The organism is Nostoc sp. DedQUE07, from assembly GCF_034530975.2.
GTDB lineage: Bacteria > Cyanobacteriota > Cyanobacteriia > Cyanobacteriales > Nostocaceae > Nostoc.
On record NZ_JAVRCC020000031.1, the window covers coordinates 50,928 to 71,573 of the forward strand.

Consider the following 20,646-nt stretch of genomic DNA (forward strand, 5'->3'; position numbering starts at 1 on the left):
ATTACGAATTACTTCCTGTTCCCTCTTCTCCTTGCTTCTCAACAGCTTGTCGTACCTGTTTAACATCCAATTCTAATGCTTCAGCAATTTGCTCTATACTTAAACCCAACTTAAGTAGACGGGGTATAGTATTGAGTTTTGTTTCTTTGCGAACCTCTTCTTTTACTTCCTGCTTTGTTTCTTCTTTTACTTCCTGGTAAAATTTAGTTTGTCTCCAGTCGGTTAATCCAAACATTGCTTCTAACTCCTGTTGACTTTTGTTTACAAATTTGTAGATAAGCATTCTCTCTACTAATTCTAAAAGATTGCTACGGTTAGCTTCATCCGTTTGTTGTACTTGTTTTATCAAGTTTTTCGCTTGCTGTACGGCTCGATCTTCGGCTGCAACTACTAACTTAATTATGCCTAGCCCAATCGAAGATGATGGTACATTATCTAATTCGTCTAAATAAATTATACGAATTTGCTGTGGAGCTAATGATGTTTGATAAATGAATGGTATACCTGGATCGAGATTACGTTGAGCAAAAAGTAATACTGCTTGCCAGCGACGTTGAGGTTTATATTGATTGATATAGAGGAAAGCTTCTGTGATTATTCGCCAGTAAATATCATCATCGCGCTGAAACTGTACCTCAACAAAATAGATTGTGTCTTCTGGGTAGTCAGGTTTGGGTAAGAATAAGCCATCGATACGACGTGCTAGTTCTTTGATTTCTACTGAGGTAAATTGGTAGTGTAATGCTAAAGCTTGCGATTGTTCCAAAAGTTCAAATAACACACCTGGAAGAGTTTGGAATAAGGTGTAAAAAATCGTGTCTGTTTTCATGCACTCTCGATATTTGAATATTTTCAGATTATCGGGGCTGAGAGAAGATGATTTTTCTAAATTTATTAAATTGTGATATCATCACCTTGCCGATTAATAGCTAATCGCAAAATTGATAATCCTAAAATTATCAAAAATAGCACTAAACCAATCGTGCAAGCATAGCTAATTTCCAAGTTATTGAAAGCTTGCTCATATAAATAGTAAACAATCGTTTTTGAGCTACTGAGTGGGCCTCCTTGAGTCATAATGTAGACTTCTTCAAACACTTTGGTCGCAGAAATAGCCGAAATTACTGCCACTAAGGCTAAATATGGCTTCATTAAAGGTATGGTAATATCCCAATGTTTGCTGATACCATCAGAGCCATCAATGGCTGCGGCTTCGTACACATCAGCGGGAATTGATTGCAACCCCGCTAAATAAATCACCATGTAGTAGCCTAATCCTTTCCACACGGTGACAGCCATGACGCTGGCAAGAGAAATTGGTACAATGCCAAAAATTTTTGCTGGGCTAGTTAGCCAAGGAATACCTTCTGGAAAAATACCTAAAGCTTTAAATAACTGATTCAGTAATCCGTTTTCTGCATACAGCCATTTCCAAGCTATTCCCGCAACCACCATTGAAATTACTACTGGAGTGTAGTACGCTGCTCTAAACCAATTCATTCCCCGCAGTTTCTGATTTACCAAAATTGCCAGTACTAAGGGAGCGATTACTAAAATTGGTACTACACCTACAAGATATAAAAAAGTGTTTTCCAAAGTTTTCCAAAAAACTGCATCCTTCCAAAGCTTGAGAAAGTTGGCGAAACCTATCCATTGTGGCGGCTGGGCAATGTCTTCATAACTGGTAAAGCTGAGGTAAAAGGCTTGCAATGCAGGCCAAAAGACAGTTAAGCCTAAAAGAACTAAGGCGGGTAGTAAGAACAAATAAGGGGTAAGCCGCTGTTTAATGAACATCCAATTTTTAGGTATCAATTGATTCATAAGAAGTTTAATAGTTGTTTTTGCTTTGTCAAAACAAGAATTTGGAGATGTGAGTAGATTTAAGCTTCAATATTTTAAGGGCATATATTTGCTTGCGTAAGCATTGGCGTAGCCTCTCGTAGAGAAGTTTGTCGTAAACATCACTAATTAATAACTTGGAGATCGACTGCAATGGAAATTCAGCACAATCCGCCAATTGAACATCAAAATGTCCCCATAAACCACCGTGGGCTGCATGATTTTTTGTATAGTTCTGACAACGAACACGCCGCCATTGAGGTGAGTATAACTCCTGAACTGGCAAACAATGGTACTGAAATCATTGGCTTTGAGGCTTGGAGTGTGGCTGCTCAGAACGCTAAAATTGCCGGAGTTTACGCAGTATTAGATGCAGAACGTCACACGCAGTACATTGGCTATTCTCGGAATGTGTTGCTTTCCCTAAACGGCCATCTTCGCCAAAATGGCAAGCAAAAGTGTGCTTTTGTACGCGTGCAAGCATTCAAGTTTCCCAAGCGTCAAGAAATGGAAGATTTGCGAGATGCGTGGATAGCAGAACTTGAAAGTACGCCACCTGGTAATGCAACTGATTGCAGAATGTGGGCTAGTACGGTAGGTGAAGCGACTAAGGCGGTAATGTCAGAAGCCCAACTTCAAGCCTACGAGGAGAAAAAGCTAAAACTGCGGAAAGCAATGGCTGATACAACCCTTTCTAAAGAGTTAGAAACAATAGATGCGAGTGAAGCCGAACGTCAACGTCAACTTGAAGCTGCTGTGAAAAACGATGACTGGAGTGTAATTATTGACGCACAGACACAGGAAACTAAGTATTGATTTTTGTCTGTTTGAGTGCGCTATCTGACTTTTTGAGTTAGTGGCATGAAAGTTTTGTCAAAGATGAGAGTTAAGATTTTAAAACGCAAAGGGGCGCTGAGGGAAGCGCAAAGGTTCGCAGAGGAGTGAATTCTTTGCGTTCCTTTGTGTAAACCTTTGCGTTCCTCTGCGTTAAAAAAGGATATATATGACGACAAAATTAGATGCTCTGATTAATTTTCTAGAAGGTATAGAAACTATTACTGACTCTACTCAAGTCGCAAAATTATCCCAGGATTATCATACTTTTAGCCCTGTGTTAGTGTCGAAATTAGAGGGAAAAGTTGGGGATATCGTAGTGCGTCCCGCTAATGAAGCAGAGGTTTTAAAAGTTGCAGCCGCCTGTGCAAAACATCGTATACCTGTAACTGTGCGAGGCGCGGGAACTGGGAATTATGGGCAATGTGTACCGTTGCACGGTGGCGTAATTTTGGATATGACGCGGTTGCAAGAGATTCTTTGGGTAAAACCGGGAGTGGCGCGGGTGGAAGCTGGGGTGAAGTTGGCAGCTTTGGATAAAAAAACACGAGAAATTGGCTGGGAAATTCGTATGGCTCCCTCTACGTACCGCACTGCCACAATTGGCGGATTTATTGCTGGAGGAAGTGGCGGTATTGGCTCGATCCAATATGGTATGTTAGCCGATCGCGGTAATATCTTAGCATTGCGAGTGATAACTGTAGAAGATGAACCCCGTGCGATCGCATTACGCGGCGATGATGTCCAAAAGGTAAATCATGCTTGGGGAATTAATGGCATCATCACTGAAGTCGAAATTCCTTTAGGGCCAGCTTATCCTTGGGCAGAAGTCATTGTCACCTTTGATGACTTTATGACAGCAGCAAAGTTTGGTCAGGCAATTGGTAATGCTGATGGCATGATTAAGAAGTTAATTTCTGTCTTTGCATCTTCAATTTCTCAATATTTTCACGCACTACAAGAGTATATTCCTGAAGGAACTCACTCAGTATTCTTGATAATTTCTGAACCGAGTTTGGAATTCTTACCAGCTTTGGTGCAGCAATACGGGGGACAAATTACATATAAAAAACCAGCCGAGGAAGCAGCTAAAGGTACACATTTAGCGGAATTTTCTTGGAACCACACTACCTTGCTTGCCCGGAGTGTAGATACTGGGATTACATACTTACAAAGTCTCTTTCCTAATGATGGCAATTTGCAACTAGTAGAGCAGATGTATAATTACTTCGGCGATGAGGTAATGATGCATTTAGAATTTTTTCGGGTGAATGGTGTCGTAGTTCCTGGTGCATTGCAACTTGTGCGCTACACCACAGAAGAACGCCTCAATGAAATTATCCGCTATCACGAAGAACAGGGTGTGAGTATTGCCAATCCTCATACGTATATTATTGAAGACGGCGGCAGAAAATTTATCGATCCTGAGCAGTTAAAATTTAAAGAAATAGTCGATCCTTATGGGTTGATGAACCCCGGTAAAAGCAAGGTTATTCAATTCCATACTCAAAATTAGCAAACTACAGAAACACATATCAGAAATTTCTCTGTATATTTGTGTAACCTCTCTCTAAAAAGCTAGCTGTTGGGCGTTTATAATTTGTGGTTTGATTTTAACAGCCGTGGGGATAACCCAAAATCCAACATTCCAATAATCGCCCATGATTGAAATTGACGGTTCCTACGGAGAGGGAGGCGGACAAGTTCTTCGCACTTCCTTAAGTCTAGCCGCCATTACCGGCGAACCCATACGAATTACAGGCATTCGCGCTGGACGCAAAAAGCCAGGATTAGCAGCACAACACTTAACAGCAGTTCGGGCGGCGGCGAGAATTTGTAATGCCCAACTACGAGGTGATGCTTTGGGTTCAATGCTGCTAGAATTCATCCCAGGTAGTGCTGTGCAAGCTGGAATTTATACCTTTGATGTTAGTAAAGCACAACAAGGTGGTTCTGCGGGTGCGATCGCTCTAGTTCTTCAAACAATTCTCTTACCTTTGGCACTAGCATCTGGCAATTCCCTGGTGACACTAAAGGGTGGAACTCATGTGAATTTTAGCCCGACAGCGACGTATATTGAGCAAGTTTATCTGCCCATACTGCAACGCATGGGTGTAGAAGCCCAAGTCAAGTTAGGCGCTTGGGGGTGGTATCCCCAAGGTGGGGGCGAGGTAGAGTTACAGGTAGATGGCGGTGGTAAACTCGGTGGGATCGACTTGTTGGAACGGGGCGATTTACAACAGGTGCGAGGACTAGCAGTGGTGACGGAATTGCCTTCCCATATTCCGCAACGGATGGCTAATCGTGCGGAGAATTTGTTACGGGAAGCTCATTTAAAGGTTACTGTACAGACTTTACGAGAAAGAGGTGTGGCACCTGGGGCGGGTATTTTTTTAACTGCTGAGTATCAGAATAGCTTAACTGGCTTTGGTGGATTTGGGCGTTTGCGGTTGTCGGCGGAAACAGTTGCAGAGATTGCTTGTCAGCAACTGCTTGAGTTTCATTACACCGGCGCACCAGTGGATGAACATTTAGCAGATCAGTTATTATTGCCGGCCGCTTTAGCTTCACAAGAAAGTCACTATCGAGTGGCTGAAGTGAGTAGGCATTTGACAACAAATGCAGCAGTTATTGAACAGTTTGGGCTGGCGGAGATTAGAGTAAATGAAGCTGAGAAAATCGTGTCAGTTATTCCTGTAATTAGTGGATCAGATTAAAGACTAAACACTTTCTTAAGAGCCTTTATTTTTGTAGTGTCAATGCCACATTCAAGTTTAGAGATAGTATTTAAGCTTTTCCATTTGCCTTTACTAGCACTGAATATAACATCAGATGATTTTTCTATATCAATTGCTTCAAAACCATCTATTTGGAATTTTGATAAATAATTCAAACGAGTAAACACTTCATCTCTTGATGCAGATTTAATACTCACAATTTTTGGTGGTGGTAAAGGCTCTGGCTCTGGTGATGGTGAGAAAAAGAATACTTTGGCAAGAGTATCCAACTTTTTACCTTTAGTAATTCCACATTTCAAGGTAAGAATAGGGTTAAAGTTAGACCAAGTTTTGCGATTAGATTCTGTAATTCGGTTTGTGGCAACAATAGGATCTACGCCTTTTAATGCACTACTTGGTTCTGATATTAAGTATCTGAGTGCAGCTAGAATAGTATCTCGTGATGCTGTATTCAAATTTACTTTAGGTAAAACTTCTCTGGCTAAAATTTTGGCTTGCTCAATACTTTGAGATTCTGGTGAGATGACTATGCACCATACCCGCTCTAATTCAGCTTGTTGAGCAACTGCATATACAAAATGATTACTAACAACTTGATATTGATAGTCAGCAATTTCTTTAACAATAACAGGAATCCAATTTCGACCATCAGCTTGTAAAATAGACTCTGCTGCTGCTTTGATGATAAATTCCGATTCAGAAAACTGCTCTCCAGATTCAATATCAGTCAACTTCAGATGCATTAGTTTGCCAATATTATCAAAATCACTCATAAAATAAAGTACTCCTTAGCTAGACCACGATAATATTCAGCAGCTGTAGAATTTTTGAAAGCTGCTGGGATTCGAGAAAATGCAGCATTTGCTACAATCGCATAGCTTGGCAGACTATATATGGTTTTGTCAATGTTAGCTCTTGTAGTCTTTGGCCAAAAGTAAGGAAGTAAATTAAACTTAGATACTTGCATTTCTCTTGTAATAATGGCTTCAATTTCCTGAGTTGCTGTTTTAAGTTGAGGAGGAGTGATACTTTCACCATTAAAAAATATAGGTAAGGCGATTGGCCCACCATCTCGTCTAGCTGCCTTAACTTTTGGTACTAACTCTTTAATTACTTTAGCTGCATTATCTAGAGATGCTAAATTATTGTGTTTGGTAGGTATTAAAACCACATCACAGGCGTAGAGACTACTTTGACTAAAAAACATCCAATTTGTTGGACAGTCAATAAATATATAATCATATTCATACACAAAAGCTTTTAGAGCATCTTTTAACCTAGCAGACCCCTTTTCAATTCTTGTAGCTAAGTCTTGCTCTGTCAAATTTTCCAGTTTGGGATCTGCGGGAATAACGTCAAATTGTAATGATTTTCCAGATTTAAATTTGACTGTAAATGGTTGAACTGTATCGTGAATGTTTAAATATCTATCGGATAGACAATCATATAAACTAATTTTTCTTACTTGTAGACCAAGAGATTTAGTTAAATCTCCTTGCTGTGGATCAAAGTCAATTACTAACACTCGCTTTCCTTGTTGTACAAGAGTAGCTGCTAGATTAACAGTTGTTGTAGTTTTTCCCACACCTCCTTTGTTGTTGTAAACACAAATAGTTAAAGCTTTGGGCGGATTGTGAATTAAATCTTTTACATTGGAAACAATAGCATTAATATTATCTTTTTTAATTAAAATACTTTGAGTTGCAGGAAATACAACTTTTCCATGTCGCCGAAATAGCTGAATATGAACTGAATTAGTAATAAGACCCCATTGAGATGTGTTGCACTTAGAAGCGAGTAAATATCTTTTTATTTGCTCTCTAGTATTTATGTATTGAGGAGTGTCTTCTGATAAATTAAATTTTGCTCCTGCTCCTGTTGCTGGTGCTTTGACTTCAATCAGTAAATAGGGATTGACCCTAGACAATGCAAAAATATCACTGTCAACATTCTTACACGCAGCAAAATCTACTGTCCCATTCCCCGTAGTAAATTCTGAAAAATGCTCTTGCTGATTAAATCCAAGTGCTTTTATTAGAGGTCTGACAAAAATATCACTGATGTATGCCTCACTACTTTCATCAGGCAAAATGTTGTCTAAAATGTGGTTCCAGTCTGTAAGTAGCATTGCTTAATAAGCAAACGGGAACAATGACAAAACCGTTTGTTTGATTAATTGAATCAAATTTGCCACTTAATCAACCTCAGTATTTATAACTAATTGAATTGATTGCTATATTAAAGCTTGTCCCTAAAAGCGATCGCTAGCAATACAAAGATGAAGCACAAGTTAATATACTAGGTTAAGCAAAATACCTTGCAGTACTAACACTTTGCCTATATTCCCGTTGACAAAATTATGCGTGGGTGTATAGCAACATAGGAAATGCCTCATTTCTAATAGCTGAAATGAGGCAAAGGAGCTTATATAAGTAAAAACAGAGAACTTTTGATACTCACTCTAGGACATTTGCAATCAATCCTGTAAAGCCAGATTTGTTGTAAGAATAAGCAAATGACAAATTTACAAGGCGATCGCAAGTAGAGTTAAAACTGAGTTTAGTTGTTCTTGATATTTACTATTTAATTAAATATCGAACATAGCCTTGGAATTTACCTCTGCTAAAGGCATATATTTAGGTTAAGTTAGTTTGCGATCGCAAATACAAGGGACTGGGAATTGGGTACTTGTACTGAGCGACTTGCCTTGAGCGAAGTCGAAAGGAATCGAAGTATTGGGTATGGGGCACTAAATACAGAGAAATTTTTTGTTGACTGTGGTTATGCCCAATCGGGTATGAGACTCTTGCATCTAGTAAATTCTGCTCTAGGATGAATGTTTGAACTTTCTGGATGAATGTTTGAACTTTCTGGACGAATGTTTGAACTTTCTGGACGAATGTTTGAACTTTCTGGACAAATGTTTGAACTTTCTGGACGAATGTTTGAACTTTCTGGACGATATGTGGCATCATCTTCACGACCAACAATCTGCCAAGCGCCGAACCTACTTACTTAATATAATTAAACACCATTGAAGTAGCTGTTATAAAACATGGTAATAAATTTATTAGTGACAGATATAGAATTGGAACAAAACCATGATTGATGAACAAGAAATAGAAAAATTGTGGCAAGCTTTCAAAGTATTAGACGTAGACGGCAACGGCGCGATCTCAACCGAGGAACTAGGGGAGGTAATGCGATCGCTAGGGCAAAATCCCACGGAAGCGGGGCTGCGGGACTTGATTAAGGAGATTGATGTTGACTTGTCAGGCACTATCGATTTTGAAGAATTTAAAACGCTGATGATCGCGAAAGTAGGCGATCGCCAAAGTCGCCTGAAATTAGCCTTCAGTGCCTTTGATGAGGACGGTAGCGGTGAAATTACTGCCGTTGAACTGCGGACAGTGATGACTCAGTTTGGGCTGACAGACGCTGAGTTGAAAGAAATGTTGCAGGAAGTAGATCATGATGGCGATGGCTCAATTGACTTTGAGGAATTCTGTCAGCTAGTACCGGAGGAATCAGAAAGCAAAACTGGTTATCAAGATTCACCGATTTCCCTGAACAGTTCGCTCAAGACAGTTGCTACTTCCAATGAAGCCGCAGCAGCCAGCACCCAGGCGACGCCAGAAGCAACAACTCCAGAGTTGGCACAGCTAAGAGAACAGTTAGCGCAACAACCAAACTCACCGAATCAGAAAAAAAGCGGTACGTCTCCCTTACAAATGCAGATAGGTTTGTTTCGTTTGATTCAAGGAGCAGCCTACCGCAGTTTCCGTGAGAGTTTCTCTGCAAATCACGAAACTCACTTGCGGGTGAAAAACTTGCCATACAGAATTACTGATTTTGTGGAGTTTGTTAAACAGGCGATCGCACTGTACAAAGCATTAGGTATAGTATCCGAAGATTGCTACCCCGTCCTAGATGCAGTGGTGAAATCGATTGCCGATGAATACGCCCAATTGCAGGAGCGGATCGAGAACTGGCAAACAGTGGCAAAGACACCAGAAATGTTAGCAGAACAGCAAGCGATTTTAGAAGCGCGGAGTAAATTTGCCAATGTCAAAGAAAAGTTTGCTGCCGGAGTCGAGTTTGCAATTACGATCAAAAAGAAAAGTCTCAGTTTGGGTGATATCGTCGAAGGTGTGCTGGCGATTAACGAACTCAATCGTCTCAGGGGAATAGAACTGAACGAAGAAATGGCTCCACCACCAGCTAAATCTCAGGCAAATCCAAAAGACTATTTGCACAAGTGGAACCGCGTCATTCTCTCCCAAGCAACTGAGGAAATAGATGGTGCAATCATGCCAGTAGCATACTGGTATGAGGACTTTATGCCGAAGTTATTGGCAGCCTTTAGTGTTTCTAGCACAGCAGATATCCAAAGTAACACCGTACCCGACGAAGCGGCTTTGGATGAATGGTATCAGTGTACAAAAAACTCAGGAGAATTTAACCGCTACGGGGCGGATGTTGCCGAAAATTTTCCCCGTTGCACTCCCAAACAGAAATTGATCCTCAAACAAGCATGGCGGTTAACGCATCACTACCTGAATGGAGTCCAGAAACGCCGCGAACGCCTAGAATTTGGGCGAGAATCAGGGGCGCTATCGCAGTATGTAGCATTCATTGATGTCTATTTAGATCGGACTGAGGTGAAGGATTCCCAAATGCGAGTCAGTTTCCCCTACTACATTGGCCCGGCAGTGTGGCGCTTCTTCCATACTACAGCAGAGATTGTCTGTACCAAGACATCAGAACAGCAAAAAGCCGCAATCGCAATCTTCAAAGATTTCTTCCAACTGTTTGCCACAATGTACCCCTGTCCTTACTGCCGACACCACCTGAATATGTATGTTGTCCAAAATAAGGAAGTGGATATGTATCCTGTAGAATACCTGGTACTTGGGCGCGACCCCAAGCTGACTGACTTTGAGGTATCATTGGAGGCAAAATTGTCCACCGTCGTAGATGGTTCCTCCCTGCGCTTATTCTTCTGGAAACTGCATAACACCGTTTCTTCTTCCATTGCGCGATCGGAAGAATGGTATCACAAGGATGAGAAAGCGTTCTACACCACCCGTTTTTGGCCCAGCCTTGACTCTGAGTTAGCAAGAGCCAATGCACTCAAATACACCAGCATAGAAACTGCTCGCATCTACAACATCTATGGAATTCTGAAGCCATTGGCACGGCTGACAGGGGTAAAAACAGAATTGCCAAAGCTGCTGGAGAAGGGCGATGCGAATAACCTCAAGGAAGCGTGTATAGTTGCACAGAACCACATCAAGGATTTAGAGGAAGCTGTCATTAGCGGACAATTTCTCCAAGAAACATACTACTTTGAACCTAGCCTTGTGGATAAAGCTCCACTCTTCACCCCTGAAGAAGAAGAGTTTGCCCGAACCGGTATGTTTACAGAAACGATTTAAATACTTATAAGACTATCCCTTCAACGTAAGTAAAAGTTTTGGTCAAAAAATTCCTCTTTAATCTTTTTGCTCTGTGTTTTTTCTGTCTGAAGTAGTTAAATAAATTACTTTTAAATCGCACAAACGCGGAGCGCACAAAGAGAAAAAGAGAGATTTTTCCAGTCACCTTGAAAGGGGTAGTCTTAACTTAGAATGCTTTAATTCCCCTCCTTCAAAGTTTCCTCGGCAGGGGAATTAAAGCGCGATCCATTATTAAAACGCGTCTGCTTGAGCTACAGCGTGCCAAATGCTTGTGGGTAGCGATCGCCGTTGCAACATCATTGTCTAATGAGAATTGCCCTTGGTAGCTAGCTTGAAATATCGATGATATAAAGGAGACAATAAAAATAGCCAAAGTAGAAGCTTGCCCCGAAAAGGCAATTTCAATGCTTTGAAAAGTCACAGTAGAGTTGGTATCTCACCCTGTATATGCCTTTGAATATCCTCTAAAATAAGTGTTTAGAAGCGTAAAGGTCTAGTCTAATTTATAGAGGATTTTTTCTAAAAGATAACCACCGATGTAGCCTGTAACCGTACATGACCAATCGAGAGGAATTAATGAAGAACGAGTCAACGTTAGCAAGCAACGCCAACGTAAATTTCCTTATCGGTGGAGGTGAAATGGGGGCTAGGATGCGAGAACAGGATTGGTCAAAAACGTCCCTTGGCCCAACACAGCAGTGGCCGCAGAGTTTGAAGACTGCCGTGCGAATTATGCTAACTTCCCGTCAACCCATGTTTGTTTGGTGGGGCGAGGAACTGATTAACCTTTACAATGACGCTTATAAAACTATTATTGGCGGCAAACATCCAGAAGCATTTGGACAGCCGGCTTCATACGTGTGGCGGGAAATATGGGATCAGGTTGGGCCTCGCGCCGAATCAGCAATGCTGAAGAATGAGGGTACTTACGACGAAGCGCTACTGCTAATTATGGAGCGCAATGGCTACCCAGAAGAAACCTATTATACTTTTTCATATAGCCCGGTTCCTAATGACCAGGGCGACACAGGTGGGATCATCTGCGCCAACACAGAGGACACGCAGCGAATTATCAGCGAGCGTCAATTGGCACTTTTGCGCGAACTAGCGGCGAGGACAGCAGACGCACGGACATTCGATGAAGCCTGTACGCTAAGTGCGAGTTGTCTGGAGAGCAACCCTTACGATCTCCCGTTCGCCATGATTTATCTGGTCGATCCCGATAAGCAAGAAGTTTTTTTGGCTGGAACGTGCCGCATTGGGCAAAATCACGTAGCAGTTCCAGAAACAGTGGCTCTCGATGCTGATGGGGTTTGGCCCTTTGCGGAAGTGAGCAAAACGCATCAAGCCAAACTGATTTCCGATTTGGAAGTGTCTTTTAGTAGTCTACCCTGTGGTGTTTGGCAGCGATCGCCCCATCAAGCGATCGCAGTACCCATTGCCGCATCTGGTCAAAGCGGAAAAGCTGGTATATTAATCGCTGGTTTGAACCCCTTCAGGCTATTCGACGACAATTATAAAGGATTCATTGATTTAGTTGCGGCTCAAATTGCCGCCAGCATCGCTAACGCCCAAGCTTACGAGGAAGAACGCAAACGCGCTGAAGCCTTGGCAGAAATCGATCGCGCCAAAACCGTCTTTTTCAGCAACGTCAGCCACGAGTTCCGTACCCCACTGACTCTGATGTTAGGGCCATTAGAAGACACCTTAACCACTTGTGCTACTCTGCTTCCAGCCAAAGAACGAGAGCAGCTAGAAATGGTGCAACGCAACGGACTTCGGCTGCTGAAACTGGTCAACAGCTTGCTAGATTTTTCACGCATTGAAGCCGGAAGGGTTCAAGCCTCTTATGAACCCACCAACCTTGCCACCTTCACCGCAGAACTAGCTAGTGTATTTCGTTCTGCAGTAGAACGGGCAGGGATGCAGTTATCAGTTAATTGTCCTGTCCTGCCAGCACCAGTGTATGTAGATCGAGAGATGTGGGAAAAAATTGTTCTTAACCTGCTCTCGAATGCCTTCAAGTTCACGATGGCTGGAGAAATTGCGGTCAGTTTGCAGTGGTCAAATGACCATGTTGAGTTCGCAGTCAAAGACACAGGAATCGGTATCCCAGCCGCAGAAATCCCCCACCTTTTTGAACGATTCCACCGCGTCAAAGGAGCGCAAGGACGAACTTTTGAAGGGTCAGGAATTGGATTATCACTGGTGCAAGAATTGGTGCAAATGCATGGTGGAACAGTTGATGTTACCAGTATTCTCGGAGTAGGCAGTTGCTTTACTGTGTCAATTCCAACAGGATATGCTCATTTGCCTCCAGACCGGATTAGTGCCCCGCGAACTTTAGCTTCAACTGCATTAGGTGCAACACCTTATTTAGAAGAAGCCCTGCGGTGGCTACCGGAAGAAGAGAGCAGGGGAAGCAGGGGGAGAAGAGAAGCAGGGGGAGAAGAACTAGTTCAAGAAGACTACAACATATATATAGATTCTTGCCCTGCCTCCCCTGCCTCCCCTGCCTCCCCTGCCCCCCTGCCCCTCCGCTCCTCTGCACCCTCTGCTCGGATTCTCTTGGCGGATGACAACGCAGATATGCGCGATTATGTTAAGCGGCTATTAAGTCAGCAGTATGAGGTGGAATCAGTGCCGGATGGTTTAGCTGCTTTGGATTCGGCTCGTGGACGTGTCCCAGATTTGGTACTGACAGATGTGATGATGCCTGGATTAGACGGTTTTGGACTGCTGCAAGCATTACGAGCCGATCCGCTGACGCAAAAAGTTCCCATCATCCTGTTGTCGGCACGGGCAGGGGAAGAGGCACGGGTGGAAGGGTTAGAAGCAGGAGCCGATGATTATCTGATTAAACCTTTCTCTGCCCGTGAATTGTTGGCGCGAGTAGAGGCAGCCTTAAAAATGGCTCGTCTCCGCCAAGAGGCAATGGAACGCGAGCAAGGGTTGCGAATTGAAGCTGAGGTCGCCAAAGCACACCTAGAGACTGTTATCGCTGGTATTCAAGACCAGTTCTTTGTATTGGATCGAGAGTGGCGTTATAGCTTTGTCAACGATCGCGTAGCAGATGTTGTTGGCATCCCCAAGGAAGAATTGCTAGGTAAGATCGTTTGGGAAGTATTTCCCGATATGGTTAAAAGCGAGTTTGATACTGAGGTTCATCGGGCGAAGGCAGAAAACACCGTTGTTCAATTTGAATACTTTTATCCAGCTTGGCAGCGCTGGTTTGAAAACCGCGTCTACCCCTTTGCAGAAGGAGTCAGCATTTTTGTTACAGACATTAGCGATCGCAAACAAGCAGAAAAAGCCCTTCGAGAAAGCGAAGAAAAGTTCCGCAACATGGCTGACAATGCCCCCTTCATGGTTTGGGTGACAGACACCAATAGCCACTGCACCTATCTCAGTCAAAGCTGGTACGATTTTACAGGTCAGAGCGAGGAAATGGGTCTGGGATTTGGCTGGTTAAATGCTGTGCATCCAGAAGACTATAATGATGCCAGGAATGTTTTTCTGGAAGCTAGTAGCAGTTATTCGGCTTTCCGTTTGGAGTACCGCTTGCGGCGCAAAGATGGCAAATATCGCTCTTGCATCGATGCTGCAAATCCGTGGTTTGGAGTGGACGGTGAGTTTAAAGGTTATATCGGCTCAGTGATTGACATTACCGAACGCAAAGTCGCAGAAGCCGAACGCGATCGCCTCCTAAAACTCGAGCAAACTGCCAGAACTGAAGCCGAAAGAGCCAACCGGATTAAAGATGAGTTTCTGGCGGTACTCTCCCATGAATTGCGATCGCCTCTGAATCCGATTCTTGGTTGGGCGAGACTCTTGCAGACTCGTGAGTTTGACACAGCAGCCATAAAGAAAGCGATCGCAACTATCGAGCGGAATGCTCAATTACAAGCTCAACTAATTGAAGATTTGCTTGATGTCTCTCGAATCTTACAAGGCAAGCTCAACCTGAAGATGTTACCTGTCAACCTAGTACTGGTGATTGAGGCGGGATTGGAAACAGTCCGTTTGGCAGCAGAAGCCAAAAATATTCAAATTCAGACGATGCTGGATGCTTCTTTCGGGCAAGTTTTGGGTGATTCCGGTCGTTTACAACAAGTTATTTGGAATCTCTTATCGAATGCCGTTAAATTCACTCCGGAAGGAGGAAAAATTGATATTCAACTAGAGTACGTTGACGCTGAAGCTCAGATTACCGTCAGCGACACAGGTAAGGGAATCAGCCCTGAGTTTCTACCTTACGTGTTTGAATATTTTCGTCAGGCTGATGGCACGACAACCCGAAAATTTGGTGGATTGGGGTTAGGGTTAGCAATTGTGCGTCATTTGACCGAATTACATGGCGGCACGATTCAAGCAGAAAGTTTAGGTGAAGGGCAAGGAGCTATTTTCCGAGTCCGGCTACCACTAATTAAAAAAGATTTAACCCCAAAACCAAACATAGATATTGCTGCACTAAATCCTTCTCCTGCGATTGAAATCCTGGCAGGCAGCCAAATCTTAGTTGTAGATGATGACGATGATACCCGTGACTTTCACACATTTGTACTAGAACAGGCTGGAGCAATGGTGACAGCAGTGACATCAGCAAAAGAAGCATTACAAATTTTGGCAGAGTCAGAACCAGATATGCTGCTCAGTGATATTGGGATGCCAGAGATGGATGGCTATATGCTAATGCGCCAAGTTAAAGCATTGCAGGCAAATCAAGCCAAACAAATTCCGGCGATCGCTTTAACTGCTTATGCTGGAGAAATCAATCAGCAACAAGCACTTGAATCGGGGTTTCAAAAGCATCTGTCTAAACCCGTCGAACCAGAGGAATTAATCAAGGAAATTGCAATTCTAATTGGTAGAAGTGGGCATGTCTAAGTATAGTGGAGCCAATTTCAAAGTCTCTCTCCCAACATTGGGAGAGGGATTTAGGATGAAAGCTCTTTGATTCATGGCTTAATTTATTAACTTGTTTTAAATATTTTGTTATTTATTGAGGTCTATTCATTCTTCAAAAAGATATATTTACTCTGAATTAATCTAGCTAAACACTGTTACTAATTTGGCTAATTTTACTTTTAATTTGTAACTTAAATTGTTAATATAAATCCTCTTTTTGTTGCTTGATTGTACAAAATACATCGGCAATTACTTGGGCTTTGAGTATAAATTTTGGTATGTGTCGCAAAGTCACTTACTCAGCTAAATTATGCAGTTTACTTAACTCATCAAATCTTCATGTATTTGAAATGTAGTTTATCTTTTACAGTAAAAATAATGGGAATAATAGAATAAATCGGATTGAGCAAATTATTTAGCTATGAGCCAAATATGTCCTATCTCCAAAACCTGTGCTTGTCGCAATATTGCACGCTGCCGGACTAAGGAAGCAGGTAAGCTCTTTCTCTGGTTCCCCGTTTCACATACCCTGATAAAAGTCACCTCCTACCTACAGCAGTTTTCCCTTAAGTATGAACTGATGCACGAGCGACCAGGTTTGAGTTTGGAGTGTAGACCCGGACAGTCTCTAGAAATTGCCCGTAACCTGGCCAAACTACTTGCACCAAGAGAATTAAAAGAGACGCAAGTCCTTTTCATGCAAGGCACTTTCCAACCTCAACTCCATGATTTTAGTGACATAGCCTCATTACAACGCTTCATTAAGTTAAACCAATCCGACTGGCTGGTTGAAATGCTGGCAACAGAACGATTCACCAGTTACTTTCAACCAATTGTTTCAATTAACGATACATCGCAAATTTTTGGATATGAATCGCTCTTGCGCGGTCTAGATGAAGAAGGCAATTTAGTACTACCGACATCTATTCTGGAGTTAGCAACTGAAGCCGGACTTCTACCACAACTCGACCAAGTTGCTCGTCTGAGCACAATCACTCAATTCAGCCGCCATCAAGTAAATGGGCACATTTTCATCAATTTTGCACCAACGTCACTTTATGACCCAGCTTTTTGCCTACGTAGTACGGTAGAGGCCATTGATACTGCCAGAATTCCCCACGATCGCGTTGTTTTTGAAGTCGTGGAGTCAGACAATCCTCAAGATTTAGCTCACCTCAAGGCAGTGCTTCAATACTACCGCAATGCTGGGTTTTTAGTCGCTCTTGACGATCTTGGTTCTGGTTATTCCAGCCTAAACTTGCTGCATCAGTTACGTCCAGATTTTATCAAGCTGGACATGGAGTTAATTCGAGATGTGCATCAAGACCTTTACAAAGCTTCGATTACCGAGAAGCTTCTAGAGATTACTCAAAAGTTAAATATTCAAACCGTTGCTGAAGGAATTGAGTGCATTGAGGAACTGAACTGGCTGCGAGAACGAGGTGCAAATTTTGCTCAAGGCTATTTGATTGCTAAACCCAGTGCAGCGCCTGTCACTACAACCCCTTTCTTTGAGCAAATCGCATCATTAACTCTAGCATCGGCACACTCTCAGCAGGTTGAGCAGCGTGTCCAACACCAAAGTGAGTCTGAGCGAATTGTTGCGGCTGTAACGCAGCGCATTCGACAATCGTTGGAGTTAGACGAGATTTTGCAAATCACGGTAGCCGAAGTGCGACAACTGTTTGAGGTAGATCGAGTGGTGATGTATCAGTTTAAGCCAGACTGGAGTGGATTAGTCGCTGTAGAATCCTTAGCAGAAGGGTGTATGTCGATTTTGGGATTTCACGTCATGGATACCTGCTTTCAATCCACGCGTGCAGCTTACTATCAACAAGGTAATACCAGAGCGATCGAAAACATTGAAACTGCGGGATTATCACCGTGCCATGTTGACCTCCTTAGAAGTCTGCAAATCCGGGCAAACCTTGTCGTACCAATTTTACAGCAAGGGCGTTTGTGGGGACTATTGATTGCTCACCAATGCAGTCATCCGAGACAATGGCAGCAATCGGAGATTAACTTGTTTAACCAGTTAGCAGGCCAAGCTGCGATCGCTATTCAGCAATCAGAACTTTACCACCAATTACAACAAGCAAACCAGGAATTACAGCGCCTTGCCTGTTCCGATGGTCTAACCCAAGTGGCAAATCGCCGCTGCTTTGATGACACATTAAACACCCAGTGGCAATGGTTGGCACGAGAGCAAAGTTCGCTATCTTTGATTTTGTGTGATGTCGATTACTTTAAGCTTTACAACGATACGCATGGACATCTGGCAGGAGATGATGCACTTAGACAGGTTGCTAAGGCAATCTCTCAGACAGTTAAACACCCCGCTGATTTAGTCGCTCGTTATGGCGGAGAAGAGTTTGCAGTTATTTTGCCGAATACTGATATTGAAGAGGCCATTGCAGTTGCAAAAGATATTCAAATCAATCTTAGTGCATTACAAATGCCTCATCCCCGTTCTCAGGTCAGTGAATACATTACTCTAAGTCTTGGTGTGGCAACTATCACTCCTCATAGCCAACTATCTCCTGCAACCTTAATTGCTGCTGCTGACCAAGGACTTTACCAGGCAAAAGCACAAGGGAGAAATTGTGTCGTGCAGATGGATTGTAAGAATGCTGATGCTAAATAATCCTCTTTCATCCCGTCTACCAGCTTTCGTTGGAAGAATCGTTATTTCCCCCTGACAGTGCCAGTAAATCTTTTTCACAGCTAGCCGTTGCTGAAATGACTTTTTCTGAATTTCAATGGAACAAAAATCTTTTCTCGATTGGATAAATTCAGGGGTAATCATCTATCAGCATCGCTTAAGGAAAGCGGCATCAATAATGCAAAGTTTGTAGTGAGAGCAAATGAAGGCTGAAGCCGTCACTAAAAAATAATCTCCAGATTTTTTACATTACTTAATTTACTTCGATTTATTCTCACTTACGTTGAGTTGGTGAAGATAAGACGAAAAGTAAACGTGTGAATAAAATGTTAATGGCTTGACAAGTTGTGATTATATGAAATAATAATCATCTATGTATAAAAAAACTTTGACGATCTCAAGAGATTTTGATATACAACTGTTAAACTGATTCAGTTTTCTGTTCATATATGAATGTATTAATTATTTTGGCTGAAGTCAGCCTGATAATCTTTGTTTTTTTATTACTGAACTGGGTTTTCAGCAAATTATTCAAGCTATTTACTAAAACCTTTATACCTAAAAACGACAATAGAAGTATCAAAACCCTCCGCCGAAATATCACAGGGTTATTGTTATTTGTTTGCGTGGTGTCGTGCATTCTGATTGTGGGTGCTAATGGTTATCTAGTTTATCGGGGCGACAACCTTCAGCAATACACACTCTTGTTGATTGAGCGTATCCCATCAGGATTTTGGGTGACACTAGGAATTGGCATAGCTCAGAGTATTGGCACTTTGATTTTAGCGGCGATCGCGCTGAAATTTCTCAAATATTGGCTGAAGGTAGCCAGCACTCGCGCCAAGAACTTAGAAAAAAATACTGCTGACGATGAAAGTATTGATGCTTTCTTTAACGCCTTCTATGACAGAATCAGTGGTGGAATCTGGCTTTGGGCTACTATCTTGTGTGCCCAGTTTCTCAAATTACCAGCTACGGTTTCGGAATATTTGTACATCGCGCTGCGAATTTATCTAATCATTGCCGTTGGCTTGCTTATACTCAAAGCAGTCGCTGCGATCGTTGATAGTCTAGATGCTCTCAGCATCAGATACTCCAATCCTGATAACCTGCTAAGATTCTACGATCGCCTCCGACACTTAATACCCTTTTTAAAGCGCTGCTTGGAATTTGTGATTTATGTCTGCATGGCAACATTGGTGATTCAACAGGTGCAGTTAATTGCCAATGTCGCAACTTTTGGCCCGCGAATTATTAAGATAATCGGTATCATCTTCATTAGTCGCGTGTTGTTTGAGGTAGTTTACTTACTTATTGAAGAGGTGCTGTTCAAAGAGCAGAATCTAACTGATATTCAAAGAAGTAGACGCCTAACGCTCGTTCCTCTGTTTCGTAGTTTCTTACAATACTTAATTTACTTCGGTGCTACAGTTTTCATTCTCTATGCCCTGAGTATCGATCCAACTCCCATACTTGCGGGTGCTGGTATTGTCGGCATCGCTGTGGGGTTAGGGGCACAAACATTAATTAACGATATTGTTTGCGGCTTCTTTATTTTGTTTGAAAACTACTACTTAGTAGGTGACTATATTGAAGCTGGAAAAGCCGAAGAGAAAGTTGTCGAAGGTATTGTCGAGGCGATTGAACTCAGAACCACTCGTGTCAGACATCCTAACGGTCAATTGCAGATTATTCGCAATGGCGATATTGGCTCAATTACTAATTACTCCAAACAGTATATCTTTGCAGTAGTAGAAGTTGGCGTGCCTTATGATTCCAACTTAGCGCACGTATACAAAGTAATTGAGGAGGTGGGACAGCAGTTAAAAGCAGAAGATCCAGATGTACTAGAAAGCACACAGGTGGATGGAGTCGAAAGTTTGGGAGAGTCTAACTTGTTGCTACGAACATTGACGAAAGTAAAGCCAGGAAAACATCTTCAGATTCAGCGCGTTCTTCGGAAGATTTTTACGAATGCACTGCAACAGGAAGGAATTATAATTCCCGTGCGCGCTGAAAGTGCCGAAGGTTAAGTTGAACAGATTCTTGTCAGCAGAATAGGTGATTTCCTAGGCTTTGGTTATTTATTTTAATTAATTTAGCTCAATGCCTTTAAGCAATATCAATGCTATCTTAAATGCTTTGGCAGTTTGTGTACTTGCCAAAGATGTTATGAACAAAATATGGTTGTAATTTGCTAAAATTA

Annotated in this window: 13 protein-coding genes; 8 read left to right on the forward strand and 5 right to left on the reverse strand. The window is 42.3% G+C overall.

Annotated features, from left to right (window positions below; translation table 11 throughout):
• Position 1 precedes the first annotated feature (1 nt).
• A complete protein-coding gene (locus tag RMZ95_RS21975) occupies positions 2-829 on the reverse strand; it encodes an Rpn family recombination-promoting nuclease/putative transposase (RefSeq protein WP_322685186.1) in 828 nt (275 codons plus the stop codon).
• A 65-nt stretch (positions 830-894) separates the two neighbouring features.
• Positions 895-1,821: a sugar ABC transporter permease gene (locus tag RMZ95_RS21980; RefSeq protein WP_322685185.1), complete on the reverse strand. Its 927-nt coding sequence runs from the start codon at positions 1,819-1,821 to the stop codon at positions 895-897.
• Positions 1,822-1,992: 171 nt separating this feature from the next.
• On the opposite strand from RMZ95_RS21980, the gene RMZ95_RS21985 reads away from it, so the two are divergent.
• The 3 genes from RMZ95_RS21985 (at position 1,993) to rtcA (ending at position 5,390) form a co-directional block, all read left to right on the forward strand.
• Positions 1,993-2,655 (forward strand): GIY-YIG nuclease family protein, encoded by a 663-nt coding sequence (locus tag RMZ95_RS21985; RefSeq protein WP_322685184.1) that lies wholly within the window; start codon positions 1,993-1,995, stop codon positions 2,653-2,655.
• A 187-nt stretch (positions 2,656-2,842) separates the two neighbouring features.
• Complete coding sequence (locus tag RMZ95_RS21990) at positions 2,843-4,189, forward strand: FAD-binding oxidoreductase (protein ID WP_322685183.1); 1,347 nt, start codon at positions 2,843-2,845, stop codon at positions 4,187-4,189.
• A 145-nt stretch (positions 4,190-4,334) separates the two neighbouring features.
• Positions 4,335-5,390, forward strand: coding sequence for an RNA 3'-terminal phosphate cyclase (gene rtcA / locus RMZ95_RS21995; protein WP_322672597.1), 1,056 nt, complete (start codon positions 4,335-4,337; stop codon positions 5,388-5,390).
• Here rtcA and RMZ95_RS22000 read toward each other — a convergent pair.
• A complete protein-coding gene (locus RMZ95_RS22000; protein WP_322672596.1) occupies positions 5,387-6,184 on the reverse strand; it encodes a Rho termination factor in 798 nt (265 codons plus the stop codon). The genes rtcA and RMZ95_RS22000 overlap by 4 nt on opposite strands.
• On the reverse strand, positions 6,181-7,539 hold the full coding sequence (locus RMZ95_RS22005; protein WP_322685182.1) for an AAA family ATPase: 1,359 nt from the start codon (positions 7,537-7,539) through the stop codon (positions 6,181-6,183). The genes RMZ95_RS22000 and RMZ95_RS22005 overlap by 4 nt, the downstream gene beginning before the upstream one ends.
• Before the next feature lie 729 nt (positions 7,540-8,268).
• Between RMZ95_RS22005 and RMZ95_RS22010 the strand changes: the two genes are divergently transcribed.
• Together RMZ95_RS22010 and RMZ95_RS22015 are read left to right on the forward strand one after the other, a co-directional pair.
• Complete coding sequence (locus RMZ95_RS22010) at positions 8,269-8,430, forward strand: hypothetical protein (protein ID WP_409883428.1); 162 nt, start codon at positions 8,269-8,271, stop codon at positions 8,428-8,430.
• Positions 8,431-8,512: 82 nt separating this feature from the next.
• Positions 8,513-10,849: an EF-hand domain-containing protein gene (locus RMZ95_RS22015; RefSeq protein WP_322685180.1), complete on the forward strand. Its 2,337-nt coding sequence runs from the start codon at positions 8,513-8,515 to the stop codon at positions 10,847-10,849.
• Between the two features lie 211 nt (positions 10,850-11,060).
• Here RMZ95_RS22015 and RMZ95_RS22020 read toward each other — a convergent pair whose 3' ends face one another.
• Complete coding sequence (locus RMZ95_RS22020; RefSeq protein WP_322685179.1) at positions 11,061-11,291, reverse strand: hypothetical protein; 231 nt, start codon at positions 11,289-11,291, stop codon at positions 11,061-11,063.
• Positions 11,292-11,446: 155 nt separating this feature from the next.
• On the opposite strand from RMZ95_RS22020, the gene RMZ95_RS22025 reads away from it, so the two are divergent.
• The 3 genes from RMZ95_RS22025 to RMZ95_RS22035 all read left to right on the forward strand — a co-directional run bounded on the left by RMZ95_RS22025 (position 11,447) and on the right by RMZ95_RS22035 (position 20,473).
• On the forward strand, positions 11,447-15,757 hold the full coding sequence (locus RMZ95_RS22025) for an ATP-binding protein (RefSeq protein WP_409883430.1): 4,311 nt from the start codon (positions 11,447-11,449) through the stop codon (positions 15,755-15,757).
• A gap of 442 nt (positions 15,758-16,199) precedes the next feature.
• On the forward strand, positions 16,200-18,422 hold the full coding sequence (locus tag RMZ95_RS22030) for an EAL domain-containing protein (protein WP_322683092.1): 2,223 nt from the start codon (positions 16,200-16,202) through the stop codon (positions 18,420-18,422).
• A 467-nt stretch (positions 18,423-18,889) separates the two neighbouring features.
• Positions 18,890-20,473: a mechanosensitive ion channel family protein gene (locus RMZ95_RS22035; protein WP_322683091.1), complete on the forward strand. Its 1,584-nt coding sequence runs from the start codon at positions 18,890-18,892 to the stop codon at positions 20,471-20,473.
• Positions 20,474-20,646: the final 173 nt, after the last annotated feature.